18 protein-coding genes and 2 other annotated features are annotated in these 15,800 nt (G+C 41.5%); all 18 genes read right to left on the bottom strand.

Features of this window, described 5'->3' with window-relative positions; translation table 11 throughout:
• Positions 1–2 precede the first annotated feature (2 nt).
• The 18 genes from rpoB to ispD all read right to left on the bottom strand — a co-directional run bounded on the left by rpoB (position 3) and on the right by ispD (position 15,742).
• Complete coding sequence (gene rpoB / locus BK584_RS15270) at positions 3–3,545, bottom strand: DNA-directed RNA polymerase subunit beta (protein WP_078393387.1); 3,543 nt, start codon at positions 3,543–3,545, stop codon at positions 3–5.
• A gap of 305 nt (positions 3,546–3,850) precedes the next feature.
• Complete coding sequence (locus BK584_RS15265; protein ID WP_078393386.1) at positions 3,851–4,468, bottom strand: class I SAM-dependent methyltransferase; 618 nt, start codon at positions 4,466–4,468, stop codon at positions 3,851–3,853.
• 80 nt (positions 4,469–4,548) lie between these two features.
• Positions 4,549–4,908: a 50S ribosomal protein L7/L12 gene (rplL, locus tag BK584_RS15260; RefSeq protein WP_078393385.1), complete on the bottom strand. Its 360-nt coding sequence runs from the start codon at positions 4,906–4,908 to the stop codon at positions 4,549–4,551.
• A gap of 48 nt (positions 4,909–4,956) precedes the next feature.
• A complete protein-coding gene (gene rplJ, locus BK584_RS15255; protein WP_078393384.1) occupies positions 4,957–5,457 on the bottom strand; it encodes a 50S ribosomal protein L10 in 501 nt (166 codons plus the stop codon).
• A 36-nt stretch (positions 5,458–5,493) separates the two neighbouring features.
• Positions 5,494–5,626 (bottom strand) — a sequence feature (ribosomal protein L10 leader region).
• A gap of 39 nt (positions 5,627–5,665) precedes the next feature.
• Entirely contained in the window at positions 5,666–6,361 is a 696-nt protein-coding gene (gene rplA / locus BK584_RS15250) for a 50S ribosomal protein L1 (RefSeq protein ID WP_054704905.1), read from the bottom strand.
• A 98-nt stretch (positions 6,362–6,459) separates the two neighbouring features.
• Positions 6,460–6,885: a 50S ribosomal protein L11 gene (gene rplK / locus BK584_RS15245; protein WP_035421288.1), complete on the bottom strand. Its 426-nt coding sequence runs from the start codon at positions 6,883–6,885 to the stop codon at positions 6,460–6,462.
• Between the two features lie 153 nt (positions 6,886–7,038).
• A complete protein-coding gene (gene nusG / locus BK584_RS15240) occupies positions 7,039–7,575 on the bottom strand; it encodes a transcription termination/antitermination protein NusG (RefSeq protein WP_078393382.1) in 537 nt (178 codons plus the stop codon).
• Positions 7,576–7,626: 51 nt separating this feature from the next.
• Entirely contained in the window at positions 7,627–7,815 is a 189-nt protein-coding gene (gene secE, locus BK584_RS15235) for a preprotein translocase subunit SecE (protein ID WP_078393381.1), read from the bottom strand.
• A gap of 91 nt (positions 7,816–7,906) precedes the next feature.
• Positions 7,907–8,062: a 50S ribosomal protein L33 gene (rpmG, locus tag BK584_RS15230; RefSeq protein WP_437182774.1), complete on the bottom strand. Its 156-nt coding sequence runs from the start codon at positions 8,060–8,062 to the stop codon at positions 7,907–7,909.
• 108 nt (positions 8,063–8,170) lie between these two features.
• Entirely contained in the window at positions 8,171–8,857 is a 687-nt protein-coding gene (sigH, locus tag BK584_RS15225) for an RNA polymerase sporulation sigma factor SigH (protein WP_437182740.1), read from the bottom strand.
• A gap of 62 nt (positions 8,858–8,919) precedes the next feature.
• Positions 8,920–9,432, bottom strand: coding sequence for an NYN domain-containing protein (locus BK584_RS15220; RefSeq protein WP_078393378.1), 513 nt, complete (start codon positions 9,430–9,432; stop codon positions 8,920–8,922).
• Position 9,433: 1 nt separating this feature from the next.
• Positions 9,434–10,231, bottom strand: coding sequence for a 23S rRNA (guanosine(2251)-2'-O)-methyltransferase RlmB (gene rlmB / locus BK584_RS15215; RefSeq protein WP_078393377.1), 798 nt, complete (start codon positions 10,229–10,231; stop codon positions 9,434–9,436).
• Positions 10,228–10,641 carry a Mini-ribonuclease 3 gene (locus BK584_RS15210; protein WP_078393376.1) on the bottom strand — a complete coding sequence of 138 codons (414 nt, stop codon included), beginning with the start codon at positions 10,639–10,641 and terminating at the stop codon, positions 10,228–10,230. Before BK584_RS15210 ends, rlmB begins: the two co-directional genes overlap by 4 nt.
• A complete protein-coding gene (gene cysS, locus BK584_RS15205; protein WP_078393375.1) occupies positions 10,638–12,038 on the bottom strand; it encodes a cysteine--tRNA ligase in 1,401 nt (466 codons plus the stop codon). Before cysS ends, BK584_RS15210 begins: the two co-directional genes overlap by 4 nt.
• A gap of 70 nt (positions 12,039–12,108) precedes the next feature.
• A complete protein-coding gene (gene cysE, locus BK584_RS15200) occupies positions 12,109–12,756 on the bottom strand; it encodes a serine O-acetyltransferase (RefSeq protein WP_078393374.1) in 648 nt (215 codons plus the stop codon).
• Positions 12,757–12,810: 54 nt separating this feature from the next.
• Positions 12,811–13,036 (bottom strand) — a binding site (T-box leader).
• 10 nt (positions 13,037–13,046) lie between these two features.
• Positions 13,047–14,510, bottom strand: a complete 1,464-nt coding sequence (gltX, locus tag BK584_RS15195) for a glutamate--tRNA ligase (protein ID WP_078393373.1) — start codon at positions 14,508–14,510, stop codon at positions 13,047–13,049.
• Positions 14,511–14,579: 69 nt separating this feature from the next.
• The gene (ispF, locus tag BK584_RS15190; RefSeq protein ID WP_078393372.1) at positions 14,580–15,056 is read right to left on the bottom strand and encodes a 2-C-methyl-D-erythritol 2,4-cyclodiphosphate synthase; all 477 of its coding nucleotides are present in this window, start codon (positions 15,054–15,056) and stop codon (positions 14,580–14,582) included.
• The gene (gene ispD, locus BK584_RS15185) at positions 15,053–15,742 is read right to left on the bottom strand and encodes a 2-C-methyl-D-erythritol 4-phosphate cytidylyltransferase (RefSeq protein ID WP_078393371.1); all 690 of its coding nucleotides are present in this window, start codon (positions 15,740–15,742) and stop codon (positions 15,053–15,055) included. The genes ispF and ispD overlap by 4 nt, the downstream gene beginning before the upstream one ends.
• Between the last annotated feature and the right edge of the window lie 58 nt (positions 15,743–15,800).

Raw genomic sequence — 15,800 nt, 5'->3', positions numbered from 1 at the left:
GATTATACTTGTGATTCGTTCGTTTCCAAATTCAGATTTAGTTTCTCCGATGTTTGGTCGTCTTCATCATCTAGTTCACGCATCTCTATCTCTTCTTCATTGCTTGAGAGCATTTTAACGTCCATGCCAAGCGATTGAAGTTCCTTAATCAATACTTTAAACGATTCTGGCACTCCAGGTTCTGGAACATTTTCGCCTTTAACAATCGCTTCATACGTTTTCACACGTCCAACAACATCATCCGATTTAACGGTAAGAATTTCTTGTAGTGTGTATGCAGCACCGTATGCTTCAAGCGCCCATACTTCCATCTCCCCAAAACGCTGACCACCAAATTGAGCTTTACCACCAAGTGGCTGTTGTGTAACGAGCGAGTATGGTCCAGTTGAACGTGCGTGTAACTTGTCATCAACCATGTGAGCAAGTTTAATCATGTACATAATTCCAACTGATACACGATTGTCAAACGCTTCACCTGTACGTCCATCATAAAGAATTGTCTTACCATCTCTTGCCATACCTGCTTCGTCCAAAGTACCCCAAACATCTTCCTCACGCGCACCATCAAATACAGGAGATGCAACATGAATGCCTAGCTTGCGGGCAGCCATACCAAGGTGCAACTCAAGCACTTGTCCGATGTTCATACGCGATGGTACCCCAAGTGGGTTAAGCATGATATCGATTGGTGTGCCATCTGGCATATAAGGCATGTCTTCTTCCGGTAGAATTCTAGAGATAACACCTTTATTTCCGTGACGTCCGGCCATTTTATCCCCTTGATTAATTTTACGCTTCTGCACAATATAAACACGCACAAGCTGATTTACACCAGGAGGTAATTCATCGCCGTCTTCACGGTTAAAGATTTTCACATCAAGAACAATTCCGTCACCACCGTGCGGTGCACGTAATGACGTATCACGAACTTCACGAGCTTTCTCTCCGAAGATAGCGTGTAAGAGACGTTCTTCTGCAGTTAGTTCAGTAACTCCTTTTGGTGTTACTTTACCAACTAAAATATCGCCATCTTTCACTTCGGCCCCAACACGAATAATTCCACGCTCATCAAGATTACGTAATGCATCTTCACCGACGTTTGGAATGTCACGTGTGATTTCTTCAGGTCCAAGCTTTGTATCACGGGCATCGGATTCATATTCTTCAATATGAACAGATGTATAAACATCGTCCTTCACAAGACGTTCGCTAAGAATAATCGCATCCTCATAGTTATAACCTTCCCACGTCATAAATCCTACAAGAACATTGCGTCCTAACGCCATCTCGCCTTGCTCCATTGAAGGACCATCGGCAAGAATTTCGCGTTTTTCTACAATATCACCTTCGCGTACGATAGGGCGTTGGTTGTAACTCGTTCCTTGGTTAGAGCGAACAAATTTTTGCAAACGATACTTATCTAAGTCACCTTTTGTTTCTTTTCCATCTACTTCTTCAATGCGGCGAACCCAGATTTCTTTTGCAGTAACTCGTTCCACCTCACCTGGATACTTCGAAACAACAGCTGCCCCCGAATCTTTTGCAGACATATGTTCCATACCAGTCCCCACAAGCGGAGCTTCAGGCACAAGCAAAGGAACCGCTTGACGTTGCATGTTCGCACCCATAAGCGCACGGTTGGAGTCATCATTTTCAAGGAAAGGAATACATGACGTCGCTGCGGAAACAACCTGTTTCGGCGATACATCCATATAATCAATTCGTTCAAATGGTACAACTGTGTTTTCACCACGGAAACGCGCAATGATGTTTGCATCAACAAATGATCCATCTTCATTCAATTTCGCATTCGCCTGTGCAACTACGTAGTTATCTTCTTCATCGGCAGTCAAATAATCGATTCGAGCGGTTACTTTACCCGTTTCTGGATCAACACGACGATATGGAGTTTCCATAAAGCCAAATTCATTTACCTTCGCGTAAGAAGATAAAGAGTTGATCAAACCGATATTTGGTCCCTCTGGCGTTTCAATTGGACACATACGACCATAGTGAGAGTAATGAACGTCACGTACTTCCATACCAGCACGCTCACGCGTCAAACCACCCGGTCCTAGTGCTGATAAACGACGCTTATGTGTCAACTCAGCTAATGGGTTCGTTTGATCCATGAACTGTGATAGCTGTGAGCTTCCAAAAAACTCTTTTATCGAAGCAATAACTGGACGAATGTTAATTAACGCTTGTGGCGTAATTACATTCGGATCTTGAATCGACATACGCTCTCGAACGACACGTTCCATCCGAGACAAACCAATACGGAATTGATTTTGCAGTAGTTCACCTACAGAACGAAGACGACGATTTCCAAGATGGTCAATGTCATCTGTGTCACCTACTCCATGAAGGAGGTTAAAGAAATAACTGATTGAAGCGATAATATCAGAAGGCGCAATATGTTTTACATCACGCTCTACCATGCCATTTCCAATAACAGAAATCACACGTTCTTCGTCATAATCATCTGCTGCATAAATTTTAATCGATTGAATATCCACATCAGCTTCGTCAAGAACGCCACCTGAAGTACGCGCTGTACGGAAACCAACATTCTTCTCAAGATGAGGAATGAGCTTATCAAGCGTACGGCGATCAAGTAATGTTCCTTCTTCTGCTAACACTTCACCTGTCTCTGGATCAACTAGCTTTTCAGCTAAACGTTGGTTAAATAGACGGTTTTTGATGTGTAATTTTTTGTTAATTTTATAACGACCAACGTTCGCTAAATCATAGCGTTTCGGGTCAAAGAATCGGGAATCCAACAAACTTTTGGCATTCTCGACCGTTGGTGGCTCACCAGGACGAAGACGCTCATATATTTCAAGCAAAGCTTTGTCAGTTGAGTCTGTATTGTCTTTTTCAAGCGTAGTACGCAAGTATTCATTTTCCCCTAAGAGGTCAATGATTTCTTGATCAGAACCAAAACCAAGAGCGCGCAAAAGAACAGATACAGGGATTTTACGCGTACGGTCAATACGAACATACACAATATCCTTCGCATCCGTTTCAAGCTCCAGCCAAGCACCACGGTTTGGAATGACGGTTGCAGTGAACCCTTTCTTTCCGTTCTTATCAAGCTTTTGGCTGTAGTACACGCTTGGTGAACGCACAAGTTGAGAAACGATAACTCGTTCAGCTCCATTGATAACGAATGTGCCCGTTTCCGTCATTAATGGGAAATCACCCATAAAGACTTCTTGCTCTTTCACTTCACCTGTTTCTTTGTTAATGAGGCGTACTTTGACTCTCAAAGGAGCAGCGAACGTCACGTCGCGTTCTTTGGACTCATCAACAGGATACTTTGGTTCTCCTAGACTGTAATCAATAAACTCTAAAACTAAATTGCCAGTGAAGTCTTGGATAGGAGAAATATCTTGAAACATTTCTCGCAAACCCTCATCAAGAAACCATTGATAAGAAGCCGTTTGAATTTCAATCAAGTTTGGCAGTTCTAGCACTTCATTAATTCGCGCATAGCTTCTCCGCTGGCGGTGACGTCCATACTGAATTAGTTGACCTGTCAACTGATTCACCCCTTAAATCTCGCGTTATAGTATCTAAATATTAACCATTTGTAAGAGCTTTAAAGCTCTTACAAACAGATCGATCCGCATGCCTTTACATTTCAATAAAAAACCATGTTAGACTATACAAAACTAGAAAAAAGCTTTATAGTATGAAAATCAGAAACCTTTTTTCATGTATAGCACAGATTTTATTAGCATAACCAAAAATGAACCGTTTCAATCACTGAGGTTACTCTCATGAATTTGGAAACGGCAAATTAGGCAGTTATACGCATTAAATAATAATATCATAGTTGAAAAAGCTAGTCAATTTTTTTTGCAGAAAAAAGAAAATATCCTTTATTCTTCCCGCGCGTCTCTACGTTTTCCACCCCAAAAAGCTCTTCAAGCTTCCCTTTTGTTGAAGGCGCCCCTTGCTTCTTTTGAATGACAACCCAAAGTTCTCCGCCTGTTACAAGATGCCTATATGCTCGTTCATATATATCATGGACCGTCTCTTTACCAGCACGAATTGGCGGATTGGTCACAACTGCTACGAATCTCTCATCATCACGCAGACTCGCCATACCCTCTTCTGTAAACCGAACCTCAGCACGATCAACCTTATTTCGCACTGCATTCTTTTCAGCAAGTTCACACGCGCGCGCATTGACATCAATCATAATTACTTTTCCTTGCTGATAGGTTTTTCCGAGAGCCAAACCTATTGGACCATATCCGCAGCCAACATCTAATATGTCACCCGATAAGTCTCCCATTTCGAACGACTCAATTAAAAACCGACTACCAAAATCTACTTCACCTTTAGAAAAAACACCCCGGTCTGTAGTAAAAGAAAACGATTCTCCTTTTAATGTATAAGACCATGTCTTTTCATCACGAGCAGATGTCGGTTTATTTGCATAATAATGTTCACTCAAAACCGTCACCCTTTCTTATAATGGGAAAAGAAGGCCCGCGGACAACCATCCGCGGACCTTCTTCTTGCGTTAAGCAGTTATTACTTAACTTCTACGCTAGCGCCAGCTTCTTCAAGTTTGCCTTTGATTTCTTCAGCATCCTCTTTAGAAACGCCTTCTTTGATTGGAGCTGGAGCACCATCAACAAGCGCTTTTGCTTCTTTAAGTCCAAGACCAGTGATTTCACGAACCACTTTAATTACGCCAATTTTAGAAGAACCAGCAGACTCAAGAACTACGTCGAATTCAGTTTGCTCAGCTGCTGCTTCGCCGCCACCTGCTGCTACTGCTACTGGAGCTGCTGCAGTTACGCCAAACTCCTCTTCGATTGCTTTTACAAGGTCATTTAGTTCAAGAACTGTCATTTCTTTAATCGCTTCAATGATTTGATCTTTATTCATTGTAAATCCTCCTAATTCAAATATGAGATATGATTCAAGTCGCTAACGTTACGCGCCTTGTTCTTCTTTTTGTTCTGCAACCGCTTTTGTAGCAATTGCAAATCCACGAACTGGTGCTTGAAGTACATTTGCAAGCATAGAAAGCAAACCATCGCGTGAAGGAAGCTCAGCTAGTGCTTTAACTTCTGCAGCGGATGCAATATTGCCTTCGATGATACCTGTTTTGATTTCAAGCGCTTCGTTCTTTTTCGCAAACTCGTTTAGTACTTTTGCAGGTGCGATCACATCTTCTGCACCAAATGCGATCGCAGTTGGTCCTACAAGATGCTCATCTAAACCAGAAAAACCAGCTTCTGCAGTCGCACGGCGTACAAGCGTGTTTTTGTAAACTTTGTACTCAATGCCAGCTTCACGTAATTGTTTACGAAGCTCAGTTACTTGGGCTACATTAAGTCCACGATAATCAACAACCACTGTTGATTTGCTTTCTTTAAGTTTAGCCGCTACTTCTGATACAACTTGTTGTTTTTGCTCTAAAACTTTGCTCATCGTTACACCTCCTGTAAAACTGTTTGCACACCGACCGGTTCCATATAGAAAGCCCTCGCGTATGACACACGAGGGCATTGTACTCTAAATTAGAGATCTATTTGCTCACCTCGGTAGGCTATTTAAGCGAAAACGCACCTACTGTCTACGGTATGACTATTTAATTCACAAACAATAGCTTACCTCATTCTAAAATGAGAGTCAACTATTATTTAGAGTAAGCCGATGTTACAACACGGACACCAGGGCCCATCGTTGATGCAACTGCGATATTACGTACATACGTACCTTTTGCAGCTGATGGCTTTACTTTATGCAATGTTTCGATGATTGTTTTAAAGTTATCAACTAACTTCGCTGAATCAAATGAAACTTTGCCAATTGGCACGTGGATGTTACCTGATTTATCAACACGGTATTCCACTTTACCAGCTTTGATTTCTTCAACAGCTTTTGTTACATCGAAAGTAACTGTTCCTGTTTTAGGGTTTGGCATAAGACCTTTTGGTCCAAGCACACGACCTAGACGACCAACTTGCGCCATCATATCAGGAGTTGCAACAATTACATCAAAGTCGAACCAACCTTGGTTGATTTTATTGATAAGATCATCTTCACCAACAAAGTCAGCCCCAGCTGCTTCTGCTTCTTTCGCTTTATCCCCTTTTGCAAATACAAGAACACGTTGCGTTTTACCAGTTCCGTGCGGAAGCACGACTGCACCACGAATTTGTTGATCTGCTTTCTTAGGGTCAACGCCAAGACGTACAGCAACTTCTACTGTTTCATCAAACTTAGCGACAGATGTTTTCTTTACTAGTTCTAGCGCTTCTTCAGCTTGGTAAGCCGTATCACGGTCTACAAGTTTAAGAGCATCTACATACTTCTTGCCTTTTTTAGCCATTTTATTTCCTCCTCGTATGTGGTATTAACGGATAGTCCTCCCACTATTTGAAAGGCTGCGACTCAAGCTTGAGCGCAACCTCTCAGCAAACGAACCAATTAGTCTTCGATTACGATGCCCATGCTGCGAGCTGTACCCTCAACCATAAGCATTGCCGCCTCAACAGAAGCAGCGTTCAAATCCGGCATTTTTGTTTCAGCGATTTCGCGTACTTTATCGCGCTTAACCGTTGCAACTTTCGTGCGGTTCGGCTCACCAGAACCTGATTCGATTCCTGCTGCTTTTTTCAAAAGAACTGCAGCTGGTGGCGTTTTAGTGATGAATGTAAACGAACGATCTTCAAACACAGTGATCTCAACTGGAATGATAAGACCCGCTTGGTCTGATGTACGAGCGTTAAATTCTTTACAAAATCCCATGATGTTAACACCTGCTTGACCAAGTGCTGGTCCAACTGGTGGTGCCGGATTGGCTTTACCCGCAGGGATTTGTAGCTTAACCATTTTAATTACCTTTTTAGCCACGTGACACACCTCCTTAAGTCCGTGATGTGGTTACCGGATACTTGTATGTACCCTCCCACTCAAAAAGACGGATGCATACGCATCCGACTGGATAGTATTACTCATACTAAACATTGAAATCTTATCACCAAAAGCCGATGGACGCAAGTTTTTTTAAGAAATCTTTTCAACTTGTCCAAACTCAAGCTCAACCGGTGTTTCCCGACCAAACATATTTACATGGACTTTCAGCTTCTGTTTCTCAATTTGAATCTCTTCAATTGTGCCTACAAAATCAGCGAATGGTCCTGATGTTACTTTAACTGATTCTTTTAATTCAAAATCAATTTCAGCATGAAGTTCTGCAACACCCATTTGTTTCAGAATGCGCTCCACTTCATCTGGCATAAGAGCGGATGGTTTTGAGCCTGCACCTGCAGAACCAACAAACCCTGTCACACCAGGTGTATTACGAACAACGTACCATGAATCATCTGTCATAATCATTTCTACTAAAACATAACCCGGAAATACCTTCCGCGTTACTTGTTTTGTCTTTCCGTTTTTCGTTTCTGTTTCCTCTTCTACAGGAACGAGGACGCGAAAGATGTGGTCAGTCATTTCCATGGACTCCACACGCTTTTCGAGATTTGCTTTTACTTTATTCTCATAACCAGAATACGTGTGTACCACAAACCAGTTTTTTTCCATTGTTCAGGACAGCCGTCCTTCCCTCCTTTTATTACACACATTGCTTAAATTTTACAAGAAACGCAATAAGAATGATATGCCTTCATCAACTAGAAAGAAGAAGCCCACCATAATCGCTAAAGTTGCCAAAACCACAAGTGTGTAACGGGTTAATTCTTTTCTAGTCGGCCAGGTAACACGCTTCATTTCCCGCCCTACATTGCGTAAAAATGAGATTGGCCCTTTTTTCTCCGTAGCCATGCGAATCCATACACCTCCAGCATTGCACAATATCAAAAAGATAAACATCCTTTACAGACGTCGTTGATTTCATATCGTTCTATGTCATACATTAACGTGTTTCTAAATGAATTGTATGTTCTTTGCACTGCTTGCAATATTTTTTTAATTCAAGTCGGACCTCATCTTTGTTATCGTTTGTAAACGAGTAGTTTCTTGACTTACACGTTTCGCACGCTAAGACACGCTTTCTGCCCAATGAAGACACCTCCGCACTTTGCACATACTCTTTGACTCTAGCACAGCTGTAAACTAGTGTCAATCTAGCGTTTAAGAAACAAGAGCGGGGCCTCCACTTGAGGCTCCGCTCTTGTTGTTACAACATTACACTTTTAAGTTCTACATATCGTTCAAGTTTTCGTTTCACACGTTGCAGTGCATTATCAATTGATTTAACATGCCTTTTGAGATCAATTGATATTTCCTGATACGTACGACCATCCAAATAGAGCATCAACACTTGTCGTTCCAGTTCGCTTAAAATTTCACTCATCTTTCCTTCAATATACGAAAATTCTTCCTGGTTAATCAGCAACGCTTCTGGATCTGTTACCTTATTCCCGCAGATTACGTCCATTAGTGTGCGATCCGACTCTTCGTCATAAATAGGCTTGTCCAACGATACATACGAATTAAGTGGAATATGTTTCTGTCTTGTAGCTGTTTTAATCGCCGTAATGATTTGCCTCGTAATACACAACTCTGCAAAAGCTTTAAAGGAGGCTAGCTTGTCCCCATTAAAATCTCTGACCGCTTTATACAGCCCAATCATACCTTCTTGCACAATATCTTCATGATCTGCTCCAATAAGAAAATATGAGCGAGCTTTTGCGCGCACAAAATTGCGATACTTACCGATTAAGTGTTCTAGTGCCAACGTGTTTCCAGTACGAACTTCATTGATTAAAGAATCGTCTTCCCAAGCATCAAACTGATTACCTTTAAACGTCACTGCTCCACCTGCTAGACCTGCACCCAAACTAATCACTCCTCGCGATAGCATAGACATAATGTTGTGAAAAGTTATTCATATTATATAGCACAGATTTCCAGCAGGTCAACTACTCATTTGTCGCCTCGACGCCATTTTTCAAAAATTTCAGCAACTTCCTCTGATAACTTAATTTTCGACGATTCTTGCGCTTTTCTCGTATTTTGAAGCATCTTGTCGATTCTTTTTGCAGCTATTTCTGTCTCAATGGCCAACTCTCGTGCCGATTTACGCAAAGCACCGCTACCAAAAGCAAGCGACTGCTCTGCCATATCAGAAGTAGCTACATAAATCGTCCGATCAATCCTTTTTAATTGAATAACAAGTTTTTCAATCCGTTCATCAGCAGTTTCATTTTTTTTTGTGTAAATGACCTCCACTCGGTGTTTGTTATATACCTTTCCAATACCCTGCACCATATGCGCATCAAACACTACTTTCACTTCATAACCTGTATAAGCAGCGTATTCTGCTAGCAAACCAACAAGCTTGTCCCGTGCTAGCGCGAAGTCTGTTTCTTTTAACTTCTGTAGCACCGGCCATGCTCCCACAATGTTATAGCCATCTACAAGCAGGATGTTTTTCATTTTATTTTGACCCGCTTCTTTTGCGATACACTTCGTACATTAGCAAACTAGCTGCAACTGAAGCGTTCAATGATGTAACCTGACCTTTCATTGGAATACTCACAAGAAAATCACATTTCTCTTTAATTAAACGGGTAATTCCTTTACCTTCACTACCAATTACAAGGCCTAGTGGTAGATCGTAAGATGCCTGGCTATAATCCTCATTTCCTTTTGCATCTGTTCCTGCAAACCACAGGCCTCGCTTCTTTAATTCATCCATTGTACGCGCCATGTTTGTTACGCGCACGACGGGAATATATTCAATCGCCCCTGTTGAAGCTTTAGCAACCGTCTGGGTTAAGCCAACCGATCTACGTTTTGGAATAATAATACCGTGAGCTCCTACTGCATCAGCAGTACGCATAATTGAACCTAGATTATGCGGGTCCTCAATTTCATCCAGCAATAAAAAAAATGGTTCCTCATTTGCATCAGTTGCTTTCTGGAACAAATCCTCTATTTCTGCATAATCATAGGCTGCGATTGATGCAACAACACCTTGATGGTTGCTATGTCCAACCAATTGGTCTAACTTCCGTTTTGGAGCAGTTTGGACAAGAACATTTTTTTCCTTGGCTAATTGCATCAGTTTTGTCATTTGTCCTTTTTGTGACTGGTCACCAATCCATATTTTGTGAATGGCATGACCAGATTTTATGGCCTCAATAATCGGATTCTTACCGACAATGAATTCGCTTTGTTCCTCCTCTTGCTTAGGAGGCTTTGGTGCTTTTCTCGTATCTTGTCGTTTACTCACGGCGAAATCCCTTCTTTCTTTTCTATCACATTCATCGCTTCTTGCAACAACTCTTCTAAACGTTCGTGTTCTTGGGTTACGTATAAGTAACCCAATAATGCTTCAAACCCGGTCGAATTCCGATATGTGGCCACATCTGTATTTTTTGGTGTTGTATGCGACTTTGCATTGCGCCCTCTTCGGACTACTGCTTGTTCTGCTTCAGTTAAAAGGTTTTGTAAATCAAACGCATATAATATACCCGCTTGTGCTTTCGCAGATACATAATTGGTGGCTGCTTTATGAAGTCGATTTGGTCGAACTGCTCCATGTTTAAGCAGTTCATATCGGACATGTTTTTCAAAAACGGCATCACCCATATAAGCAAGAGCGAGACCATTTAGTTGGCGCCAATCCATGGCTGAATTCATACAGAACCCCTCTTCCAGCGTACACCTTGAGGCGTATCTTCCAAAAGAATATTTTGCTCTTTTAATAGATCTCTTATTTCATCTGCCCTTGCAAAATTACGCGCTTTTCTTGCAGCATTCCGTTCCTCTATTAACGCATCAATATCCGCGTCTAGTAATTCTTTCTCGTTTTTAAAACTCACTCCAAGTACGAGACCTACTTCTGTAAATAAATCAAGAAATGCTTCAATTACTTGCTTAGATGTTTGATCTTCTTTCGTGTATACATTCGCTTCTTTTGCCAAGTCAAATAAAACACTAATTCCATTCGCACTATTAAAATCATCATCCATTTCTTCAATAAACCGCTGTCTGAAGCCTTCAACTTTTTTTATCCACTCACTTGACTCACCTAAATCTACCGTTTCAGCTAAACGATGTTCCAAGTTAGCAACTGCATTCTTAAGACGATCTAATCCAGCCTGGGCTCCAGTTAAGAGCTCATCACTAAAGTTAATTGGCGTTCTATAATGGGCCGTCAACATGAAAAACCGAACAACTTCTGGCGGATATTGTTGAATGATGTCATGAGTGAGGACAAAGTTTCCAAGTGATTTCGACATTTTTTCATTATTAATGTTAACAAAACCATTATGCATCCAATAGTTCGCTAATTTCTTTCCAGTTAATGCCTCTGATTGGGCAATTTCATTTTCATGATGAGGAAAAGTTAAATCTTTTCCGCCGGCATGAATATCAATCGTTTCCCCAAGATTTTTTTTAATCATTGCGGAACATTCAATATGCCAGCCTGGTCGACCTTCCCCCCAAGGGCTACTCCAAGAGATTTCATCTGGTTTAGCAGCTTTCCATAGAACAAAATCCACTGCATCTTCTTTCCGCTCGTCTACTCCGATTCTAACACCACTCTGTAGCTCATCAAGCGATTGACCAGACAATTTTCCATACCCATCAAATTTTCGTGTACGAAAATAAACATCTCCACCTGATTCATACGCAAAACCTTTCTCTTCAAGCTTTGCAATAAACTCAATAATATCTTCCATCGTATCCGTTACTCGCGGATGTAAATCTGCTTCAGCAACATTTAATGCCCCTGTATCCGCATGATATGCCTCAATAAAACTTTCAGCTACATCAGACACTTCTTCTCCTAGCTCATGAGCAGCACGAATGATCTTATCATCAACGTCTGTAAAGTTTGAAACAAATGTGACATCGTATCCACGAAATGCAAGATAACGACGAACCATGTCATAAACGATGGGAGGTCTTGCATTTCCAATATGAATGTAGTTATAAACGGTTGGACCGCAGCAATACATCTTGACTTTTCCTTCTTCAATCGGTGTAAATATCTCTTTTTTATTCGTTAAACTATTATAAATCCTAACCATTTCATTAACTTCCTTTCTTTAAATAAAGGGTGATCTATACTCTATGTGGAACACCTAGTCCAATGTGTCTTTATTTTTCCGCAAGTCGAGCACATTCGTTTTTTAGCCTAATGATCTCTTTTTCCATTTCTGAAATACTATCTGCAATGGGGTCTGGTAGCGAATGGTCCAGAGAGTGTGCCGACCCCACTTTCTTTCCATCCTTTATAACAATTTTTCCAGGGATCCCCACAACCGTAGAGTGAGGCGGGACTTCCTTTAAAACAACTGAACCCGCCCCAATGCGGGCATGTTCTCCAATTGTAAATGAACCGAGCACTTTCGCTCCTGTAGCAATTAGCGCCCCGTCTTTCACTGTCGGATGCCGCTTCCCTTTCTCTTTCCCCGTACCACCTAACGTAACACCTTGAAAAATCGTTACATCATTTCCAATCTCACATGTTTCTCCTATAACGACTCCCATACCATGGTCAATAAAAAGCCTTTGCCCTATTTTTGCTCCTGGATGAATTTCAATGCCTGTTAAAAAACGTATGAATTGCGAAAGCAAACGAGCTAGGAAAAAACAGCCTCGGTTCCACAAAGCATGGGATATACGATGCCCCCAAACAGCATGGACGCCAGAATAAGTAAATATAACTTCAATACGGTTGCGAGCAGCAGGATCTTGATCAAAAACAACATCAATGTCGTTAATTAATGTTCGGATTAATCCCATCTTCGTTCCCCTCCTTTTCCAAAAACAAAAAAAGCCACTGTACCTCTTTTGAGGTACAGAGGCGCATATGCACGGTTCCACTCTGCTTTACCAGGAGATATCCCTGGCGCTTTTCCTGCCTTTAACGAGGCAAACCGCTTTTTTTACTAGATACCCGTACGTATCGTTCAAATAAAGACTCATGGGTGCATTTTCAACGATTTCACCCTAGCGACTTTCAGCCATGGTCGCCTTCTCTGTTAGGGATTCTTCGTTTACTTTTCCCAATCAACGTTTTCTCTTAATGTTTCTTACTTCTCAACCGCTGCTTTTAATCTAGCTCCTACAACCGCTTTGCCTAAAAGCTCAATGGTATCGCCTAACTCTGGTCCGTGTGTTTGACCACTAACTGCTGCTCGAATCGGCATAAATAGCTTTTTCCCTTTTTGCCCCGTCGCTTTTTGTGTAGCTTTTATGGCTTTTTTAATATCTGGGACAGTAAATGTTTCTACTTCGTCTAATTCTTTCGCAAACTGCGTTAACACTTCAGGCACTTGCTCTTCAGCCAAAACTTCTCTAGCATCATCGGTATAGTCTACGTCTTTCTTGAAAAATTGTTCTGTAAGTTTTACGATTTCCGCGCCGTATTGCATCTGCTCTTGGTAAAGGCCTATTAGGCGACGTGTCCACTCTAAACGATCTTCGCTCAACTCTTCAGAGACAACACCACTCGCGATCAAGTGAGGCAAAGCTAAGTCAACAACCGTATCAAGATCGGCATTTTTAATATATTGGTTATTCATCCATGCAAGTTTATCCATATCAAATACAGCTGGCGCTTTAGATACTCGATCTAGCGAAAACTGTTCGCTTAACTCTTCTAGAGTGAAGATTTCTTCTTCCCCTACAGGCGACCAACCTAGCAATGCTAAGAAGTTAACAATTGCTTCTGGCATATACCCGAGATCTTTATATTGTTCCACAAACTGGATGATCGACTCATCACGTTTGCTCATTTTTTGACGATCGGCATTTAATATCAATGAAGCGTGGGCAAATGTAGGTACCTCCCAACCAAACGCCTGGAATAACATAATTTGCCTTGGTGTATTTGATAAATGTTCTTCACCACGGATAACATGAGAGATTTTCATTAAGTGATCATCAATGACAACGGCAAAATTATACATCGGTACTCCGTCTTTACGGGCAATGACAAAATCACCTATACCGTCAGATTCAAACGATACTTCTTCACGTACAGAGTCATTAAACGTAATTGTCTGTCCTTCCGTCACACGGAATCTCACAACTGGCTGAATCCCTTTTGCTTCATATGCTGCCCGTTGATCTTCTGTAAGATCGCGGTCACGGCCACTATATTTAGGCATTTCACCGCGAGCCTTTTGTGCTTCACGCTCTGCTTCTAACTCTTCTTCGGTCATATAACAATAATATGCCTTATTCTCATTAAGTAACTGCTGAATGTATTCTTTATATAGACCAACACGATCCATTGAACGATAAGGACCGTATTCGCCAGCCTCTGTATCAATACTCTCGTCCCAATTAAGACCTAGCCACTTCAAACTATCCATTAATTTTTCTGTAGCTGTATCTACGTTCCTAGCTTGATCTGTATCTTCAATGCGCAGTACAAACGTACCACCAGTATTTTTTGCCAATAAGTAATTAAACAGCGCTGAACGCGCTCCTCCGATATGCAAATGCCCTGTTGGACTAGGTGCAAATCGAACCCGGATTTCTTTAGACATTACGAAGCACTCCTCTGTCTCGCTTATTCTGAATCATCATAGCATGTTCTAACTTAAAAACAAAGATTTCTACGCTTTTACGAGCAAGATAACTGCTTGTGCAGCCACGCCTTCCTCACGACCAACAAACCCTAATTTTTCAGTGGTTGTCGCTTTCACCCCAACATTAGCTACTTCTGTTTCTAAAAGCTCTGCAATTTTAGTTCGCATTTCATCAATGTAGGGGGCGAGCTTGGGCTTTTGTGCCATAACCGTACAATCCACATTTCCGAGCGTATAACCAGATTTCTTTACAAGCTCCCATACATGTTTGAGTAGTTGTTTTGAATCTGCGTCTTTATAAGCCTCATCCGTATCAGGAAAATGCTTTCCTAGATCACCTGCTCCAATAGCGCCAAGCGCTGCATCTGTAATCGTATGTAGAAGAACATCTGCGTCAGAATGACCAAGCAACCCCTTTTCGTGAGGAATCGTAATGCCTCCCAAAATAAACGGTCTACCTTCTACCATTTGATGCACATCATAGCCTTGTCCAATTCGAATCATCTTTTGTTCTCCTTTGCTTTTAAAATCGTCTCAGCAAACAGTAAATCTTCTTCTGTAGTCAATTTTAAGTTTAAATAATCGCTTTCAACGATAGACACAGGCTTACCTAACCTCTCAACCAAGCTAGCATCGTCTGTTCCATTATAACCATATTCCTTAGCATCTTGATGAGCTTCTAAAATTAAATCATACTGAAACCCTTGTGGTGTTTGGGCAGCCCAGAGATCTGTCCGCTCCACCGTCTTTTCGATAAAGTTTCCGGCCATTCTCTTAATTGTATCTTTAACCGGAACAGCCGCAATTGCACTACCCGTTTTCTCGGCCTCTTCTACGATGCTTTGAATGACAGCCTGCTTAACGAACGGTCTTGCACCGTCATGGATTAACACGATCCCTTTATCATCTATTGCTGATAATCCAGCATAGACGCTATCTTGACGCTCTACACCGCCTATCACCAGATTCCTTACTTTCTTTACGTTATAATTCTCCACAAGTTTTTTCATATCTTCACGTTCATTTGCACTAACGACTAGAATGATTTCTGAGCACTCATTATCTGTTTCAAACAATTGCAAAGAATGGATAATGAGTGGAGTACCATTTAGCTTAATCAATTGTTTGTTATAACCCGCGTTCATTCGCTTGCCCTGTCCAGCAGCTAATACAATTGCTTTATAATCCATCCTACGTTCTCCCTTTAATTCATCCTAAAGCCAGTTTACCATGAGAACGCGCTTCTCC

This window comes from Shouchella patagoniensis, assembly GCF_002019705.1.
In the GTDB taxonomy this organism is placed as follows: domain Bacteria; phylum Bacillota; class Bacilli; order Bacillales; family Bacillaceae_D; genus Shouchella; species Shouchella patagoniensis.
Note: the sequence above shows the minus strand (reverse complement) of the source record. Positions and strands in the feature narration are given on the sequence as shown.